18 protein-coding genes are annotated in these 15,850 nt (G+C 73.0%); 15 read left to right on the forward strand and 3 right to left on the reverse strand.

All coding sequences use genetic code 11. The features are described from left to right. The first annotated feature begins 842 nt into the window (after nt 1-842). From Ae505Ps2_RS12880 to Ae505Ps2_RS12895, 4 genes are read left to right on the forward strand one after another with little or no spacing between them, the layout of a single operon-like run. The gene (locus Ae505Ps2_RS12880; RefSeq protein WP_075553651.1) at nt 843-1,667 is read left to right on the forward strand and encodes a transposase family protein; all 825 of its coding nucleotides are present in this window, start codon (nt 843-845) and stop codon (nt 1,665-1,667) included. Nucleotides 1,668-1,701: 34 nt separating this feature from the next. Then, nucleotides 1,702-1,881 (forward strand): hypothetical protein, encoded by a 180-nt coding sequence (locus tag Ae505Ps2_RS12885; protein ID WP_075308024.1) that lies wholly within the window; start codon nt 1,702-1,704, stop codon nt 1,879-1,881. After that, nucleotides 1,878-2,663: a class I SAM-dependent methyltransferase gene (locus Ae505Ps2_RS12890; RefSeq protein WP_075312292.1), complete on the forward strand. Its 786-nt coding sequence runs from the start codon at nt 1,878-1,880 to the stop codon at nt 2,661-2,663. Before Ae505Ps2_RS12885 ends, Ae505Ps2_RS12890 begins: the two co-directional genes overlap by 4 nt. A 28-nt stretch (nt 2,664-2,691) precedes the next feature. Continuing rightward, nucleotides 2,692-3,759, forward strand: coding sequence for a Rieske 2Fe-2S domain-containing protein (locus Ae505Ps2_RS12895; protein WP_075308022.1), 1,068 nt, complete (start codon nt 2,692-2,694; stop codon nt 3,757-3,759). Nucleotides 3,760-3,912: 153 nt separating this feature from the next. On the opposite strand, the gene Ae505Ps2_RS12900 is transcribed toward Ae505Ps2_RS12895, so the two are convergent. Further along, entirely contained in the window at nt 3,913-4,737 is an 825-nt protein-coding gene (locus tag Ae505Ps2_RS12900) for a helix-turn-helix transcriptional regulator (RefSeq protein WP_075308020.1), read from the reverse strand. A gap of 102 nt (nt 4,738-4,839) precedes the next feature. Here Ae505Ps2_RS12900 and Ae505Ps2_RS12905 point away from each other — a divergent pair, with 102 nt between their 5' ends. The 4 genes from Ae505Ps2_RS12905 (at nt 4,840) to Ae505Ps2_RS32000 (ending at nt 9,059) form a co-directional block, all read left to right on the forward strand. Beyond that, a complete protein-coding gene (locus Ae505Ps2_RS12905) occupies nt 4,840-5,559 on the forward strand; it encodes an SDR family oxidoreductase (protein ID WP_075312290.1) in 720 nt (239 codons plus the stop codon). A 283-nt stretch (nt 5,560-5,842) separates the two neighbouring features. Then, nucleotides 5,843-7,402, forward strand: coding sequence for a Re/Si-specific NAD(P)(+) transhydrogenase subunit alpha (locus tag Ae505Ps2_RS12910; RefSeq protein ID WP_075329746.1), 1,560 nt, complete (start codon nt 5,843-5,845; stop codon nt 7,400-7,402). A gap of 3 nt (nt 7,403-7,405) precedes the next feature. After that, nucleotides 7,406-8,815 (forward strand): Re/Si-specific NAD(P)(+) transhydrogenase subunit beta, encoded by a 1,410-nt coding sequence (pntB, locus tag Ae505Ps2_RS12915; protein WP_075553652.1) that lies wholly within the window; start codon nt 7,406-7,408, stop codon nt 8,813-8,815. Between the two features lie 94 nt (nt 8,816-8,909). Further along, complete coding sequence (locus tag Ae505Ps2_RS32000; RefSeq protein WP_158071455.1) at nt 8,910-9,059, forward strand: hypothetical protein; 150 nt, start codon at nt 8,910-8,912, stop codon at nt 9,057-9,059. 137 nt (nt 9,060-9,196) lie between these two features. On the opposite strand, the gene Ae505Ps2_RS12920 is transcribed toward Ae505Ps2_RS32000, so the two are convergent. Continuing rightward, a complete protein-coding gene (locus Ae505Ps2_RS12920) occupies nt 9,197-9,643 on the reverse strand; it encodes an ATP-binding protein (RefSeq protein WP_075308018.1) in 447 nt (148 codons plus the stop codon). Nucleotides 9,644-9,801: 158 nt separating this feature from the next. Here Ae505Ps2_RS12920 and Ae505Ps2_RS12925 point away from each other — a divergent pair, with 158 nt between their 5' ends. The 7 genes from Ae505Ps2_RS12925 to Ae505Ps2_RS12955 all read left to right on the forward strand — a co-directional run bounded on the left by Ae505Ps2_RS12925 (nt 9,802) and on the right by Ae505Ps2_RS12955 (nt 15,019). Then, nucleotides 9,802-10,617: a SigB/SigF/SigG family RNA polymerase sigma factor gene (locus Ae505Ps2_RS12925; protein ID WP_020626265.1), complete on the forward strand. Its 816-nt coding sequence runs from the start codon at nt 9,802-9,804 to the stop codon at nt 10,615-10,617. A gap of 284 nt (nt 10,618-10,901) precedes the next feature. After that, the gene (locus tag Ae505Ps2_RS12930) at nt 10,902-11,414 is read left to right on the forward strand and encodes a hypothetical protein (protein WP_075308016.1); all 513 of its coding nucleotides are present in this window, start codon (nt 10,902-10,904) and stop codon (nt 11,412-11,414) included. Between the two features lie 135 nt (nt 11,415-11,549). Further along, nucleotides 11,550-12,308 (forward strand): energy-coupling factor ABC transporter permease, encoded by a 759-nt coding sequence (locus Ae505Ps2_RS12935; protein ID WP_075308014.1) that lies wholly within the window; start codon nt 11,550-11,552, stop codon nt 12,306-12,308. Further along, nucleotides 12,305-12,595: an energy-coupling factor ABC transporter substrate-binding protein gene (locus Ae505Ps2_RS12940; protein WP_020626268.1), complete on the forward strand. Its 291-nt coding sequence runs from the start codon at nt 12,305-12,307 to the stop codon at nt 12,593-12,595. Before Ae505Ps2_RS12935 ends, Ae505Ps2_RS12940 begins: the two co-directional genes overlap by 4 nt. After that, complete coding sequence (gene cbiQ, locus Ae505Ps2_RS12945; RefSeq protein ID WP_020626269.1) at nt 12,595-13,326, forward strand: cobalt ECF transporter T component CbiQ; 732 nt, start codon at nt 12,595-12,597, stop codon at nt 13,324-13,326. The genes Ae505Ps2_RS12940 and cbiQ overlap by 1 nt, the downstream gene beginning before the upstream one ends. After that, nucleotides 13,323-14,171: an ATP-binding cassette domain-containing protein gene (locus Ae505Ps2_RS12950; RefSeq protein ID WP_020626270.1), complete on the forward strand. Its 849-nt coding sequence runs from the start codon at nt 13,323-13,325 to the stop codon at nt 14,169-14,171. Before cbiQ ends, Ae505Ps2_RS12950 begins: the two co-directional genes overlap by 4 nt. Nucleotides 14,172-14,176: 5 nt before the next feature. Beyond that, nucleotides 14,177-15,019 carry an SAM-dependent methyltransferase gene (locus tag Ae505Ps2_RS12955; protein WP_020626271.1) on the forward strand — a complete coding sequence of 281 codons (843 nt, stop codon included), beginning with the start codon at nt 14,177-14,179 and terminating at the stop codon, nt 15,017-15,019. Between the two features lie 6 nt (nt 15,020-15,025). Here the strand turns inward: Ae505Ps2_RS12955 and Ae505Ps2_RS12960 are convergent, their stop codons facing one another. Beyond that, a complete protein-coding gene (locus tag Ae505Ps2_RS12960) occupies nt 15,026-15,841 on the reverse strand; it encodes a crotonase/enoyl-CoA hydratase family protein (RefSeq protein ID WP_075308012.1) in 816 nt (271 codons plus the stop codon). Between the last annotated feature and the right edge of the window lie 9 nt (nt 15,842-15,850).

The following is a 15,850-nucleotide window of genomic DNA, read 5'->3' on the forward strand; positions in this document are numbered from 1 at the left end:
AGCCGGAGCCGGAGCCGGAGCCGGAGCCGGAGCCGGAGCCACGACCTGCCCTGCCGCCACCGTGCTATCGCCGAGAGGCGGACCGGACGGCGCAGGAGGGACCTCAGGACCCACCGCGATGACTTCGTAGCCGGGCGCCGCTGCTGGCGGGCTATCACTGTCAACCGTCGGCCCCGATATCACCGCCGACGGCACACCACCGTCAGCAGGGGCTGGCATGGCGACTGCGGGCGGGGGCACCTCGCTCCACGTCCCTCCTGTCCCATCTGGCCCAGCCGCGGCCGGCCCTACTGGTACGACTGCCATCGCTTCCCAGTCGGTTGTGGTGTCAGGTGGGGAAGACTCGGTAGCTGCTCTAGGAACTGTTGCGCCGACAGGAGAGGGAGAACAGAACAGGAGGACTATAGTCGCGGAGATCGCGAACAAGAATTGCAAACCTCCCGCAGTTCCGTTTGGTGTGCGCACTCGTCGTCTCCTGTTGAGCGAGATATCCGGAAAGAGTGACCAGGCTTGCTTTTCGCCATTGTGGATCGCGGAGCGCGCAGCAAGCATGCTCAGTGCGAGTTGTGCGAGATCGTCCAGACCGATACCTGAGATGGCATAATTCGGCTACGAGTTCAGCTCAACGCTGGTGCGGTACTAATCAAAGTGGTCGATACTTGAGTATCGGAGCTCGGGTTCTCGTTGCCGACGCTCGGAACCCTGGCTCACTGAGGTGTTCTCAGTAGCGGGGTGGCAGGTCGTGGCGACACGCCGAGGGTGGTGAGATGAGCGGGAACGGGGCAGGACCCCGGTAGATCGGTTCGGTCCAGCACAGATCGACACCGTCACCGAGGTCCTGCATGTCTGATCCTGTCACCTACACCGCTGTCCTCCCGATCGGGGAGCGCACCGTGGCCTATCTGGCGCGGCTCCTGGTCCTTCAACGCCGTCGACGTGGCACCCGGCGGCGGGCGTTGACCCCGTTCGCCCAGGCAGTGCTGGTGATCCGCTGGTTCTGTGATGCTACCCGGGTCCGATGTTCGGCCGGTGACAACGCGATCAGCACTGCAACGGCCTACCGTTACCTGCACGAAGGCATCGACGTCCTCGCCGCGGCCGCACCCGGCCTGCACGGAGCCCTGCTCGCCGCCCGCACAGCCGGGCCCACCCACGTGAATCTCGACGGCACCCTGATCGCCACCGACCGGTGCCGCGCGCTCGGCCTCACCCCCGGGGTCGACCTGTGGTGGTCGGGCAAGCACCGCCGCCACGGCGGGAACATCCAGGTCCTCACCGCACCTGATGGATGGCCGCTATGGACCAGCGACGTGCGGCCGGGCCGCGAGCACGACACCCGCTGCGCCCGTACCCACCCCGGGCTGCTCGAGGGCCTGGCCGCGTTCACCGACGACACCCACGCCGCGCTGGGCGACCTCGGCTACGAAGGCGAAGCCGACCGGCTCACCGTGCCCATCAAACTCGCCCCCGGCCGCGGGCAGACGGTCAACCAGCGCACCGTCAACACCCTGCACTCAGCCCTTCGTGCTCTGGCCGAACGCGGAAACGCCCTGCTCAAGACCACCTTCGCCGCGTTGCGGCGAGTCACGCTATGTCCCTGGCGCACCGGCGCGATCATCGCAGCTGCGCTCGTACTACTCCACACCGAGTACGACCGCACGACATGATCAACCCGCTACTGAGAACACCTCACTGACCGAGATGGTCACCGCGCTGCACGCGGTCCTCCGGCGGTGGCGCGTCGAGCCGCTCTCCCCGGAGCCGTTCCGGCCCGCGGTGGAGGCCACCATCACCGCACGCGGCCTGACCCTGCGGGTCGTGGCACGGGACGCCGCACCGGCGGTCGGCGAGCCCTCGGCAGGGGCCGGGTGCCCGGCATGACGGCGGGCTACGGAGCGGGTCACCTCGACCACGACGAGCCGCTGGAGCTGCGCAGACTCCGGGCCCACGAGGAGTTCGCCGACGCAGGTTCCCGACGGGCCCTCGACGGACTGGACCCGATGCCCGGCTGGCGATGCCTGGAGCTGGGCGGGGGGACCGGGTCGGTGGGGCGCTGGCTGGCCCGGCGCTGTGCGCCGGGCGAGGTGGTGGTCACCGATCTCGACACCACCCTGCTCCCGACCGACGTCGCGAACCTGACGCCGTTGCGGCACGACGTCCTGCACGACGACTTCCCGGCCGCCTCGTTCGACCTCGTGCACGCCCGCGCCCTGCTGGAGCACCTGCCCGACCGGGCCGCCGCGCTGGCCAGGATGGTGGGGTGGACCGCGCCGGGCGGGTGGGTCTGCGTCGACGCCACGCTCCGCATCACCCCGCCCGGCGGCAGCCGCACCGCCTTCCACCGCTGCCTGGAGGGGCTCTCCCGGCTCGCGTCCGGCCGGATGGGCGCCGACATCGGGTGGGCCACCGGCCTGCCGCTGATGCTCGCCGAAGCCGGGCTGGTGGAGGTCGGCGTGCTCTGCACCCCCGGCGTCGTGGGGTCGACCGGCAACGCCACCAGCCTCGTGCGTGTCTCGCTGGCGCAGTTCGGCCCGCTGCTACGCGAGCACGATCTCGTCTCCGACGACGACATCTCCGACTGCCTCGCCCTGCTCGACGACCCCGGGCATGCCGACCTGCCGTTCCTGCTGATCTCCGCCTGGGGCCGGCGGCCCCGCCCGTGAGCACCCCCACCACCACGGAGGACCTGCGATGTCCGGTCTCACCCGCTACGTCCACGACGACTCCGGTCCCGCCCGCGCCGATGCGCTGACCGCGACCGCCACCGCGACCGCGCTGCCCTATCCCGACGGCTGGTTCTGCCTCGCCTTCTCCGACGAGCTCCCGCCCGGTGGCGTCCTCACCCGCACGCTGATGGGGGAGGAGGTGGTGCTCTTTCGCACCCGCGGGGGAGTGCTGCGGGCCGTGCGGCCCTACTGCCCGCACCTGGGAGCACATCTGGGGGCGGGCGGCGCGGTCGAGGGCGAGAACATCGTCTGCCCGTTCCACCGGTTCGCCTTCGACACGAGCGGGACCTGCGTGGCGACCGGCTACGGGCTGCAGCCGCCGAAGGCCGCGCTGACGCGGTACGACGTGTGCGAGGTGAACAGCTCCGTCTACGTGTGGCGGCATGCGCTGGGAGAGCCGCCGACCTGGGAGGTGCCCGCCCTGCACGGCCCGCGGCCCAGCGTCTTCCGGCACACCACGGTCGACCTCGCGGGCCATCCGCAGATGATCGTCGAGAACGCGTTCGACTTCGGGCACCTCACCCAGCTGCACGGCCTGAGCGGGCTCACCATCGACGCCGATCCGGTGATCGGGGAGCCCACCTGCACGATCCCGGTGACCGCGGGCGGGCGGGCGTTGGTCCCCAGCGCGTCCTACGAGCTGACCGTCGTCGGCCTCTCGACGTTGGCGGCCGTGGCGCGGCTCGGCCCGCTCGGTGACATGTACGTCCTGCTGCACGCGACCCCCACGGCGCCGGGCAGGCTCCACCTTCGCCTGGGCGCCACCGTGGCGCTGGAGAAGGTCCCGTTCGTGCCCGACGTCCTGGGCCGGCTGATCACCGACCCGCTCTCGCAGCTGTTCAGCCGCCTGGCGCACCACATCACCCTCCGGGACGCCGCTCCCGACTTCCCGGTGTGGAACCACCAGATCTACGTCGAGCACCCGAAGCTCGCCCCCGGTGACGGGCCCGTCGGCCGCTACCGGCGGTGGGCCCGGCAGTTCTACTCCGCTCCGGCCGGCGGGGACGTTCCGGTGGCCCCGCCCCGGACCTGACCCGGCCGACCGGCCCGGCGCCCGCCTGCAGTCGGGGCGGCTCGGCCTCGACGGGCCGGTCGGTGTCCCCTCCTGCGACGGGCGGGGTCGGCCGTCACGGGCGGAACAGCGGGCCCGCCGAGGCCGGGGGACGACGTCGAGCGGGGAGCCGCCTCAGCCCCGTGCCCGGTCCGTGGCGGCCAGCGAGCCGAGCAGCCGCAGGGCGTCGCCGGAGGCGCCCGGCTCACCGTGGTAGACGACGAGCTGCTGGCCTGGGGCCGAGCGGACGTCGAAGGTCTGCACGGTCAGGGTCAGCGGCCCCACCCGGGGATGCCGGAGGCGCTTGCGCTCCAGCGACTTGCCCCGCGCGTCGTGCGCCGCCCACAGCGCCTCGAACTCCGGGCCGCTCGAGAGCAGCCGGTGCAGGACCGCCCTGATCCGCGGGTCCTCCGGGGCGCGGCCGTGGTGGAGCCGGAACCCCGCGACGGTGTTCGCCGCGACGGCGTCCCGGTCGACGTAGAAGCTGCGGGCGGCCGGGTCGCAGAACACGATCTCCATCAGGTTCCGCGAGAACGACCAGCCGTCGAAGAGCGCATCGGCGATCTCGTTGGTCGCCAGGACGTCGAAGGCCCGGTTGTGGACCAGCGCCGGGTTGTCCGGCCACGCGTCCATCAGCTGCCGCAGCGCGGGGTCCACCCGGTCCGTCGCGACGGCCGTGGCCTTCCTGGGTGTGGCCCCCGCCAGGGCGAACAGGTGCGAGCGCTCGTCGGCGTCGAGCTGCAGGACCGTCGACAGCGACTCGAGGACCTCCGCCGACGGGCGGCGCTCGCGCCCCTGCTCCAGGCGGACGTAGTAGTCCACGCTCATCCCGGCGAGCATCGCGACCTCCTCCCGGCGCAGCCCCTGGACCCGGCGTAGCCCCGCCGAGGGCAGACCGACCGCGTCCGGGGTGATCCGGGCGCGCCGGGTGGCGAGGTACGCGCCGAGCTCCGAAGCCATGGCGCACACGGTAGGAGGTCCGCCGCGGCCGTGGGTGGGTGTGGCACACCCCCGGACGACCGGGGCCTGCCGGTGCGTGCGCGCACCGGCGACGGTGGGCCCATGACCACACAGAAGATCATCTTGGTGACGGGGGCCAGCAGCGGGATCGGGGAGGCGGTGGTGCGCCGGCTCGCGGGCGAGGGGCACGTCGTCGTGGCCGGGGCGCGCCGTACTGACCGGCTCGCCGCGCTGGCCGACAGCGCGGAGGGCGCTGTGGAGGCCGTGCGCGTCGACGTGACCGACCGCGACGACGTCCGGGCGTTCGTCGACTCCGCCCGGGAACGACACGGCCGGGTGGACGTCCTGGTGAACAACGCGGGCGTGATGCCGCTGTCCCGGCTCGACGCCCTGCTCGTCGACGAGTGGGACCGGATGGTCGACGTGAACCTGCGCGGTCTGCTGCACGGCATCGCCGCGGCCCTGCCGGTGTTCACCGAGCAGGGTGGCGGGCACTTCGTCACGACCGCGAGCATCGGCGCGCACCAGGTCGTCCCGACGGCGGCGGTGTACTCGGGCACGAAGTACGCGGCGTGGGCGATCACCGAGGGCCTCCGCCTGGAGAGCGACCCCTCGATCCGCGTGACCACCCTGACCCCCGGCGTGGTCACGTCCGAGCTCGCGGACTCGATCTCCGATCCGGACGCCGCGGGCGGGATGCGCACCTACCGCGCCCACGCGATCGACCCCGATGCCATCGCCCGCGCGGTGTCCTTCGCCCTCGCCCAGCCCGAGGACGTCGACGTCAACGAGATCGTGGTGCGGCCCGCCCGTCAGCGCTGACCGCTCGCCCCGGCGCGGGCCCGCGCCGGCCCGGTGCCGCCCGCGCCGTGGTCGCGCGCCGGCGGCGCCGGGACCGGGTCCGCGTTCCCCCCGCCCAGCACATCGGAGGGGCTGCGAGCTTCTTCCCGGCGCTACGCTGCCGCCCACGTCAGCCGTGCCTCGCCGGGGTACCGGTCCGGCCTGTGACGTAGTCGTGACTGCACGCGCCCGCTTCCGGCATTACCTTCCGAAAGACCCACGACCGGTGCGAGCGACGAGGCACGCGCAAGATCGAGGAGAGTGCATGAGCGACAGCCCTGAGCCGTCGGGACCGGTGATGCGGATCGGTGTGGCCGCGGAGTCCGAGCCCGAGACGCGCGTGGCGATGAGCCCCGAGACGGTCGCGAAGGTGGTCGGTCTCGGCTACGCCGTCACCGTCGAGTCCGGGGCCGGTGCCCGGGCCGGGTTCACCGACGAGGCCTACGCCGAAGCGGGCGCCGACGTCGCCGACGGCCCCGTCTGGGACACCGACGTCGTGGTGCGCATCAACGCCCCGCAGTCCGACGAGATCGGCAAGCTGCGCGAGGGCTCCGTGCTGATCGCGATGCTCGCGCCGCGCTTCGAGGAGGAACGCACGGCCGCGCTCGCCGCCCAGGGCGTCACCGCCCTGTCGATGGACGCGGTGCCCCGGATCTCGCGGGCCCAGTCGATGGACGTGCTGTCGTCGATGGCGAACATCGCGGGCTACCGGGCGGTGATCGAGGCGGCCCACGTGTTCGGCCGGTTCTTCACCGGTCAGGTCACCGCCGCGGGCAAGGTCCCGCCGGCGAAGGTGCTCGTGGCCGGGGCGGGCGTCGCCGGGCTCGCCGCCATCGCCGCCGCCAACAGCCTGGGCGCGGTGGTCCGGGCGACCGACCCGCGCTCCGAGGTCGCCGACCAGGTGCGGTCGCTCGGCGGGGAGTACCTGGCCGTCGAGGTGGAGCAGGAGGCGTCCACCGACGGCTACGCCAAGGCGACCTCGGCGGACTACGACAAGCGTGCGGCCGAGATCTACTCCGAGCAGGCCGCGGACTGCGACATCATCATCACCACCGCTCTCATCCCGGGGCGGCCCGCGCCGAAACTGATCACCGCCGCGGACGTGGCGTCGATGCGCCCGGGCAGCGTGGTCGTCGACATGGCGGCCTCACAGGGCGGCAACGTGGAGGGGTCGGTGGCCGGCGAGGCCGTCGTCACCGACCACGGCGTGACGATCATCGGCTACACCGACCTCGCCGCCCGGTTGCCCGCGCAGGCGTCGCAGCTCTACGGCACGAACGTACTGAACCTGCTCAAGCTGATGACCCCGGAGAAGGACGGGCGGCTCGCGCTCGACCTGGACGACACGGTGGTCCGTGGCATCACGATCGCGCATGCGGGGGAGACGCTCTGGCCCCCGCCCGAGGTGAAGGTGAGTGCGGCGCCCGCGGCCCAGCCGGCCGCCGAGCCCGTGGCGACGGAGCCGGAGAAGCCACGGTCCCCCTACACGGGGCTCGCCGCCGGCGTCGTCGGCGCGGTGGCGCTGTTCGCGGTCACGGCACTGGCCCCGGCCGAGCTCGCAGGGCACCTCACGGTGTTCGTGCTGGCGATCGTCATCGGCTTCTACGTCATCGGCAACGTGCACCACGCGCTGCACACGCCGCTGATGTCGGTCACGAACGCGATCTCCGGGATCATCGTCGTCGGCGCGATCCTGCAGATCGGCACCGGCGGCGACGCCCTGGTCATCGGGCTCGCCGCGGTCGCGGTGCTGCTCGCCGCCATCAACATCGTCGGTGGCTTCGCGGTGACGCGCCGCATGCTGCAGATGTTCACGAGGAGCTGAGCCGTGCAGACGTGGACCACTGCGGCGTACCTGATCGCCGCCATCCTGTTCGTGATCAGCCTCGCCGGGCTGTCGAGGCACGAGACCGCCAAGTCCGGTGTGCTGTTCGGCATCACCGGCATGACCATCGCCCTGGTCGCCACCGCCGTCGTCGCGCTGGGGCAGGCGTCCGGGCTCGGCGTCGCGCTGCTGCTCGCGGCCGTCGTCGTCGGTGCGGCGATCGGGCTCTGGCGGGCACGCGTCGTCGAGATGACGGGCATGCCCGAGCTCATCGCGCTCATGCACAGCTTCGTCGGCCTCGCCGCGGTGCTGGTCGGCTGGAACGGCTTCCTGGAGGTCGAGGCCGGGCACCTGGTGCTGGAGGGGCCGCTGCTGGGCATCCACCACGCCGAGGTCGCGGTCGGGGTGTTCATCGGGGCGGTGACCTTCACCGGCTCGGTGATCGCCTACCTGAAGCTGTCGGCGAAGATCAAGTCGGCGCCGCTGATGCTGCCCGGCAAGAACGTCCTCAACCTCGGCGCGCTCGTCGCGTTCGCGGTGCTGACGGTGTTCTTCGTCATCACGCCGCAGATGTGGATCCTGGCCGTGCTCACGGTGCTGGCGCTGCTGCTCGGCCTGCACCTGGTCGCCTCGATCGGCGGCGGTGACATGCCGGTCGTGGTGTCGATGCTGAACTCCTACTCCGGATGGGCCGCCGCGGCGGCGGGCTTCCTGCTCGGCAACGACCTGCTGATCATCACCGGCGCGCTCGTCGGGTCCTCCGGTGCCTACCTGTCCTACATCATGTGCAAGGCGATGAACCGGTCGTTCATCTCGGTCATCGCCGGCGACTTCGGGGCCACCTCCTCGGCGGCCGCGGCGGTGGAGGGCGAGCACCGCGAGATCGACGCCGACGGCGTCGCCGAGCTGCTCGCGAACGCCGAGAGCGTCGTGATCACCCCCGGCTACGGCATGGCGGTCGCCCAGGCCCAGTACCCGGTGGCGGAGCTGACCCGGTCACTGCGCGACGCCGGCGTGAACGTGCGCTTCGGTGTCCACCCGGTCGCGGGACGGCTCCCCGGCCACATGAACGTGCTGCTCGCCGAGGCCCAGGTGCCCTACGACATCGTCCTGGAGATGGACGAGATCAACGACGACCTCGCCGAGACCGACGTCGTGCTGGTGATCGGCGCCAACGACACGGTGAACCCGGCCGCCTCGGAGGACCCGGGCTCGCCGATCGCCGGGATGCCGGTGCTGCGGGTGTGGGACGCCAAGGACGTGATCGTCTTCAAGCGGTCGATGGCCACCGGCTACGCGGGCGTCCAGAACCCGCTCTTCTTCCGGGACAACACCCAGATGCTGTTCGGCGACGCCAAGGAGCGCGTGCAGGACATCCTGGCCTCGATCAAGAGCCTCGCGAGGACGGGCTGACCGTCGGGCGTCTTCACCCGGGCGGGGCGCAGGTGTTACCGAGCCGACTCCTGCGCTCCGCTTGCCCGGAACGTCCGGTGGGCACCCTGTGACCATGAGTGAGAGCAGCACGCAGCACGCGAACGAGACCTGGCCCCACCCCGAGAGCGAGCAGGCCCGACACGACGGGCGCTACACCCCGGTCGCCCGCGGGGGCCACCGCGGCCACCGGTCCGACGACCCGTCGACCGCCATGTGGGACTGACCCGACCCCACCGCCCGGTCCGCGACGGATCGGGCCCGATGAGAACCGGTCGCCGTCACCCGCCCTCGGGCGTGGGGTGCGGCGACCCTGTCGTTGCGGGGCCTGTCGTTGCGGGGCCCGTCGTGGGCCCGGGCGTCTCAGGACGCGGGGGTGCACAGCCCCGGGCAGCGGCCGATCCGGCCCCGGAACGTGACGGTGGTCCCGTCAGGACCCGGCTCCACCCGCACGTCCTCCGCGACCGCCTCGATCATCCCGATGCCCCGTCCACGGTGGCCGGGGTCGGTGGGCGGGTCGCGCCAGCACCCGCGGTCGCTGACCTCCATCCGCACCCGGTACCCCTCGGCCTCGCCGTGCAGCAGGACCGTCGCGGCGCCCTCCGAGCCCGTGTCCTCCGAGCCGGCGGCCCCGTAGGCGTGCTCGATGCAGTTGGACACGGCCTCGTTCACCGCGAGGACGAGGTCCTGCACGGTCGGGCACTGCTCGTCGGTCCCGCACAGCGACGCGAGCCACCTGCCGGTCTCCCGGCGGGAGCGACCTGCCGACGCGGGTTCGACGGGCAGCTCGACACGCAGAGTCGGGGGCATGGGGCAGCAGTACCCACCAGGTCGCCGTGCAACTCATCGGAGTGACCGCCGATCGAAAATGTCGACCAGGTCACGCGAAGTTCGACGTGCGGGCCCGCGGCCCGCGGCCTACCGTCGATCGGTGATGGCAGTCGATCGTTGCCGGCCGCGGAGACGGCATGGCTGAGCCGAGTACGGACGCGGACACCCGCCCCGACGAGTACACCCACCTCGTCGAGCCTCTCCGTGCCTTCGCGGCCGCCGGCCCCGGGGACCCGGAACGGGAGCGGCTGCGCTCCGAGCTGGCACAGGGCTTCCACCCGGTGGTCCGACACATCGCCGGGCGCTACCGGCACCGCGGCGAGCCCGTCGAGGACCTGGAGCAGGTCGGCGCGATCGGTCTGCTCAACGCGCTGGACCGGTTCGACCCGGACCAGGGCACCCCGTTCCTGGCCTACGCCGTCCCCACGATCACCGGGGAGATCCGCCGGTACTTCCGCGACCGCACCTGGTCGATGCGGGTGCCGCGGCGGCTCAAGGACATCCAGAGCCGCATGACCCGCGCCCAGGAGGAGCTGGCCTCGCGGCACGGCCGCGCCCCGAAGGTCTCCGAGCTCGCCGAGCACCTCGACATCAGCCGGGAGGAGGTCATCGAGGGGCTGCAGGCCCAGGACTCCTACCGGTCGGACTCGCTCGACAAGCTCGTCGGCGACACCGACAACCCGCTCGGCGAGATCGTCGGGGGGATCGACGCCGGGATGGACGCGGTCGAGGCCCGCGAGTCGCTGCGCCCGGCCCTGCGCAAGCTCCCCGAGCGGGAGCGGACCATCCTCATGCTGCGGTTCTTCGGCAACCAGACCCAGACCCAGATCGCCGCCCAGGTGGGGCTGTCGCAGATGCACGTGTCGCGGCTGCTCGCCCGGGCCCTGGTGACCCTGCGCGGTCATCTCGCCGACGACCAGGACCAGCACGACGGGGTCCCCGAGGCGGGCTGACCGCCCTCCCGCTACGACGGTCGGGTGCCCGCGATGGTCCGACCGGGGCAGCCGGGCCGGTCGTCGTTGCCTCGCCGTCACCTGGGCGTTTCCCCGCCGGTCTCCGGGGGCACCCTGTCGTGTTCCGCGCACGCCGCCGCCCGTTCACCGGGTCGCGGTGCCGCGCATCCGACGATGTCGGCGAGACCGTCGTCCCGCGACCCTCACCTCAGCGCCCGGCCGGTGTCCCCGTCGGCCGGTCCCGCGTGGTGCCGTCGGTCGCGAGGACAGGAGAGGACCCGGGTATGGCCGTGCAGGAGAAGAAGTCCGTGAGCAAGAAGAGCACGAAGAGCAAGAAGGGCAAGAAGAGCGGCCGGGAGGCCGTCGAGGCCGCGAAGGCCGAGACGAAGAAGGCCCGCCGCGCGGAGGAGAAGGACGCGGAGAAGGCCGTCCGCGCCGCCCGCAAGGCCGAGAAGAAGGCCCGCGAGCAGGCGAAGGCCGCGCGTGCTGCGCAGAAGAAGGCGGCGGCTGCCGAGAAGAAGGCCGCCGCGAAGGCGAAGGCCGCGCGGCTGGAGAAGGTCGCCCAGCGCGACGCCGCCGCGAAGGCGGAGAAGAAGGCCCGGAAGCTGGCGAAGGAGCGGGTCGTCGCCGGGCAGCCGGGCAGCGGTGTCGGTACGCCCGAGACCACGCCCGCCGAGCGGGAGCAGCGCCGTCGTGAGGCCGAGCAGGCGGCCGGCCGGCTCGCCGCCGCGGCCGAGCACAAGGCCACCGCCGAGCGCCCCGCCGAGGTGCACCACACCAACGGCGCGCGCGTCTGACCACCGAACAGAACACCGCAGCACCGGCGACGCCCGGACCCGGCCGGGTCCGGGCGTCGCCGTATGTCAGATCCTGCACACCTGTCCGGATATTCAGGCTTGCACGAGCCAACGGCGGGACCGTAACGTTCGCCCGTGCACATCGCCGAGGGCTATCTCCCGCCGCTGCACGCGGCGGCCTGGACCGTCGTCGCCGCGCCGTTCGTCGTGCACGGCGCCCGGGCCGTGGTACAGCGCGTGCGCGAGGATCCGGACACCAAGCTGCTGCTCGCCGCGGCCGGCGCGTTCACCTTCGTCCTGTCCGCGCTCAAGATCCCGTCGGTGACCGGGTCGTCGTCGCACCCGACCGGCACCGGGCTGGGCGCGGTGCTGTTCCGACCACCGGTGATGGCGCTGCTCGGGACGGTGGTGCTGTTCTTCCAGGCCGTCCTGCTCGCCCACGGCGGGCTGACCACGCTCGGCGCCAACGCGTTCTCGATGGCGATCGCCGGGCCGTGGATCGCCTACGGCGCCTACGTCGTGGTCCGCAGGCTCGGGGGGTCGCTGGGGCCCGCGGTGTTCGCCGCGGCCTTCCTCGGTGACCTCGGCACCTACACGATCACCAGCGCGCAGCTGGCGCTCGCGTTCCCCGACCCCACCTCCGGGTTCGGCGGAGCCTTCGTCACCTTCGCCTCGATCTTCTCGATCACGCAGATCCCGCTGGCCGTGGCCGAGGGGCTGCTGACCGTGCTCGTCGTGCGGCTGCTCGTGCGCATCACCCCGGACGAGCTGCGCCGCCTCGGCGTGCTGCGTCCGGCCACGAGCACGGCCACGACGACGAGCACGACCACCGACACCGGTGGCGCCGCCCCGGCCGCGACCGCGCAGGGCCCGGAGAAGGAGGCGTCGGCGTGAGTCGCTCGACCGTCGTGAACATCCTGCTGGTCGTCGCCGTCGTCGCGTTGTTCGCGGTGCCGGTGCTGTTCGTGCCCGGCGAGTACGCCGGGTCCGACGGCCAGGCGGGTGAGGCCATCGAGGCCACCGGCTACCAGCCGTGGTTCAGCCCGGTGTGGGAGCCGCCGTCGGGCGAGATCGAGTCCGGGATCTTCGCGATGCAGGCCGCGGCCGGCGCGGGTGTGCTCGGCTACTGCATCGGCGTCGCCCGCACGCGCAGCCGGGAGAAGGCCGCCCGGCAGACCTGATGCTGCTGATCGACGAGACCGCCCACGCCAACCGCTGGCGGTCCCGGCACCCGGGGGAGAAGGCGTTCCTCGCGCTGGGGCTCCTGCTGCTCGCGGTCGTCCTCCCGCCGTGGCCCGGTGCCGTGCTGACCGGTGGCGCGGCGCTGGTGCTGCTCCTGGGTGGGGCCCGGGTGCCGTGGCGGACCGCGCTGCGGCTGCTCGCCCTGCCGCTCGGGTTCGTCGTCGTGGGGGCGCTGCCGCTGCTGGTGACCGTGGGCGGGGACCCGTGGCTCGCACTCGCATCGGGCGGACCGGCCCGGGCGGCCGCGCTCGTCGGACGCTCGCTGGCGGCGGTGGCCTGCCTGATCCTCTTCGCCGCGACGACGCCGCTCGCGGACACCCTGCCGCGGCTGCGGTGGGTGCCACCCGCCGTCCTGGAGATCACCCTGCTCGTCTACCGGATGCTGTTCCTGCTGCTGGACTCGCTGACCGCGGTCCGGGAGGCCCAGTCCCTCCGGATGGGGTTCCGGACGCGGCGGACCACCTTCCGGTCGCTGGCCGCGCAGGGGAGCGCGGTGTTCGTCCGGGCCTTCGACCGTGCCCGCCGCCTCGAGGCGGGCCTCGCCTCCCGCGGCTACGACGGATCGCTGCGCGTCCGGGTGCCCGCCCGCACCGTCTCGCCCGCCTTCGTCGCGGCGAGCGCGGCGCTGCTCGTCGCCGTCCCGCTGACGGCACTGGTGGTCCTCCCGTGACCGCGGTCCTGGAGGCCCGCGGACTGGTCTTCGCCTACCCGGACGGGCCGGTCGTGCTCGACGGGGCGGACCTCGCCGTCGACCCGGGGCGCAGGCTCGCCGTGCTCGGACCCAACGGCGGCGGCAAGACCACCCTGTTCCGGCTGCTGCTCGGGCTGCTCGCCCCGGCGGCCGGAGAGGTACTGCTCGACGGTGAGCCGGTCCGGCGCACCCGCCGCGGGCTGGTGCGGCTGCGCGAGTCCGCCCAGCTCGTCCTGCAGGACCCCGACGACCAGCTGTTCTCCGCCGACGTCGCGCAGGACGTGTCGTTCGGGCCGCTCAACCTCGGTCTCGACGGGGCCGAGGTCGACGCCCGGGTGCACGACGCGCTGGCCGCCGTCGGCATCGCCGACCTCGCCGACCGGCCGACGCACCGGCTGTCGTTCGGACAGCGCAAGCGGGTCGCGATCGCCGGTGCCCTCGCCGTCCGGCCCCGGGTGCTGGTGCTCGACGAGCCGACCGCGGGCCTGGACCCGGCCGGGGTGGAGGAGCTCGTCGTCGTGCTGGAGGACCTGCAACGCGCCGGGACCGCGGTCGTGCTGTCCACCCACGACGTCGACCTCGCCCACCGCTGGGCCGACGACGTCGCCGTCGTCGCGCGGGGGCGGGTGCGGCGCGGTCCGGCGGCCGAGATCCTCGGCGACGCCGCGTTGCTCGCGGACGCCCGGCTCGGCCCGGCGTGGGCACCGGCCGTCGCGCGGCTGCTCGCGCTGGTGGGCCTCCCGGGCACGACCCCGGCCACGGCGGCGGAGCTGCACGAGGTCCTGTCGGGACTTGCGGCCAGGGAGACACCGGCGGGAGGGTGAGGTCCATGACCGTCCCGGAACCCGCACCCGTCCCGGTGGACGAGATCGACCTGACGCTGCCCAACCCGGCGCGGATCTACGACTACATGCTCGGCGGCGGCCACAACTTCGCCACCGACCGGGAGTTCGCCGAGCGCCTGCTCGTCGCGCTGCCCGACACGCGGGAGCTCGCGCTCGCCAACCGGGCCTTCCTCGGCCGGGCCGTGCGTGCCTGTCTCGGCCGGGGGGTGCGCCAGTTCCTCGACCTCGGCTCCGGCATCCCCACCGCCGAGCCGGTGCACGAGATCGCCCACCGTGCCGACCCGACGGCGCGTGTCGCCTACGTCGACGTCGAGCCGGTGTCGGTCGCGATGAGCCGCCAGCTCCTGACCGGTGTGGAGGGTGCCTCGATCACCGCGGCCGACCTCACCGACGTCGAGGCCGTGCTCGCCGCCCCGGGCGTGGCGGGCCTGCTCGACCCGGCCGAGCCGGTCGCCGTGCTCGCGGTCTCGGTGCTGCACTTCGTCGGCGACGACGACCTGCTCGGCGCCCTGTTCGACCGCTACGCGACGGCGTTCGGACCCGGCAGCATGCTCGTCGTCTCGCACGGCAGCACCGATGTCGACGACCCGCGCATCGCCGAACGGATGCGCACGGTCGAGCGGTTCACCCAGGACACCGCGCAGCCGGCCCGGTCCCGGGACCGGGCCCTGCTGCGCAGGCTGCTCGTCGACCGGCCCGGGCACCGGCTGGAGCTGCTGGAGCCGGGCATGGTCGACGTCGCCGACTGGCGGGCCGAGGCCGGGCGGTCGCCCGCCGGCCCCGCCGGGATGTACGCGGTCGTCGGTGAGGTCGTCCCGCGACGGTAGGGCGGATCAGTCCCGGAAGACGCCCTGGCGCTTCTCCATGAACGCGGTGACGGCCTCGGTCAGGTCGGCCGACACGAGCTGCCCGCCGTTCCAGGTGGCGATCTGGTCGAGCCCGTCGGCGACGGAGTGGTCACGGGCGTAGGTGATCGCGTACTTCGTGCCGCGCAGCGCCAGCGGGGACTTCGCCGCCAGCGACGCGGCGAGCTCGGCGACACCGTTCTCCAGCGCCTCGGCATCGTCGTACACGCCGTTGACCAGGCGCAGCTCCTTCGCCTCGGTGCCGGACACCGGGCGGCAGGTGTAGGCCAGCTCGCGGGTGACGCCCTCGCCGACGATGCGTGGCAGCCGCTGCAGGACGCCGACGTCGGCGGCCAGGCCCATGTCGACCTCCTTCAGCACGAACGACGCGTCGGCGGTCGCGTAGCGCAGGTCGCAGGCGACGGCCAGGTCCAGGCCCGCGCCGAGGCAGACGCCGTGGATCGCGGCGATCACCGGTGTGCGGCAGCGCTCGATCGCGGTCAGGCAGTCCTGCAGATCGAGGATCGTGCGGCGCAGCGCGTCGGCGCCGTGACCCACCGAGTCACCCGAGGCCTTCTCACGCAGCCCGCCCAGCATCGACACGTCGATGCCCGAACAGAAGTGCCGCCCGTTGCCGCTGATCACCACGACCCGCACGGCGGGGTCGGCGTCCAGCTCGCGCACCGCGTCACGCAGCCCGAACCACATCGGCTCGTGCAGCGCGTTCGCCGCCTTCGGGCGGTCCAGGCGCAGCCGCGCGACCCCGTCCGTCACCTCGACCGCGATCCCCGTCGGCTCGCCCATCGGTCCCAC

The sequence above is a fragment of the Pseudonocardia sp. Ae505_Ps2 genome, assembly GCF_001932425.1.
Taxonomy (GTDB): domain Bacteria; phylum Actinomycetota; class Actinomycetes; order Mycobacteriales; family Pseudonocardiaceae; genus Pseudonocardia.

Excerpts from the sequence above, each read along its gene's own strand:
- Ae505Ps2_RS12930 (WP_075308016.1), top strand. The coding sequence starts at position 10,902 with ATGGCCGTGCAGGAGAAGAAGTCCGTGAGCAAGAAGAGCACGAAGAGC.
- Ae505Ps2_RS32000 (WP_158071455.1), top strand. The coding sequence starts at position 8,910 with ATGAGTGAGAGCAGCACGCAGCACGCGAACGAGACCTGGCCCCACCCC.
- Ae505Ps2_RS12880 (WP_075553651.1), top strand. The coding sequence starts at position 843 with ATGTCTGATCCTGTCACCTACACCGCTGTCCTCCCGATCGGGGAGCGC.
- Ae505Ps2_RS12900 (WP_075308020.1), bottom strand. The coding sequence starts at position 4,737 with ATGGCTTCGGAGCTCGGCGCGTACCTCGCCACCCGGCGCGCCCGGATC.
- cbiQ (WP_020626269.1), top strand. The coding sequence starts at position 12,595 with ATGCTGCTGATCGACGAGACCGCCCACGCCAACCGCTGGCGGTCCCGG.
- Ae505Ps2_RS12960 (WP_075308012.1), bottom strand. The coding sequence starts at position 15,841 with ATGGGCGAGCCGACGGGGATCGCGGTCGAGGTGACGGACGGGGTCGCG.
- Ae505Ps2_RS12890 (WP_075312292.1), top strand. The coding sequence starts at position 1,878 with ATGACGGCGGGCTACGGAGCGGGTCACCTCGACCACGACGAGCCGCTG.
- Ae505Ps2_RS12895 (WP_075308022.1), top strand. The coding sequence starts at position 2,692 with ATGTCCGGTCTCACCCGCTACGTCCACGACGACTCCGGTCCCGCCCGC.
- Ae505Ps2_RS12885 (WP_075308024.1), top strand. The coding sequence starts at position 1,702 with ATGGTCACCGCGCTGCACGCGGTCCTCCGGCGGTGGCGCGTCGAGCCG.
- Ae505Ps2_RS12955 (WP_020626271.1), top strand. The coding sequence starts at position 14,177 with ATGACCGTCCCGGAACCCGCACCCGTCCCGGTGGACGAGATCGACCTG.
- Ae505Ps2_RS12925 (WP_020626265.1), top strand. The coding sequence starts at position 9,802 with ATGGCTGAGCCGAGTACGGACGCGGACACCCGCCCCGACGAGTACACC.
- Ae505Ps2_RS12905 (WP_075312290.1), top strand. The coding sequence starts at position 4,840 with ATGACCACACAGAAGATCATCTTGGTGACGGGGGCCAGCAGCGGGATC.
- Ae505Ps2_RS12910 (WP_075329746.1), top strand. The coding sequence starts at position 5,843 with ATGAGCGACAGCCCTGAGCCGTCGGGACCGGTGATGCGGATCGGTGTG.
- Ae505Ps2_RS12920 (WP_075308018.1), bottom strand. The coding sequence starts at position 9,643 with ATGCCCCCGACTCTGCGTGTCGAGCTGCCCGTCGAACCCGCGTCGGCA.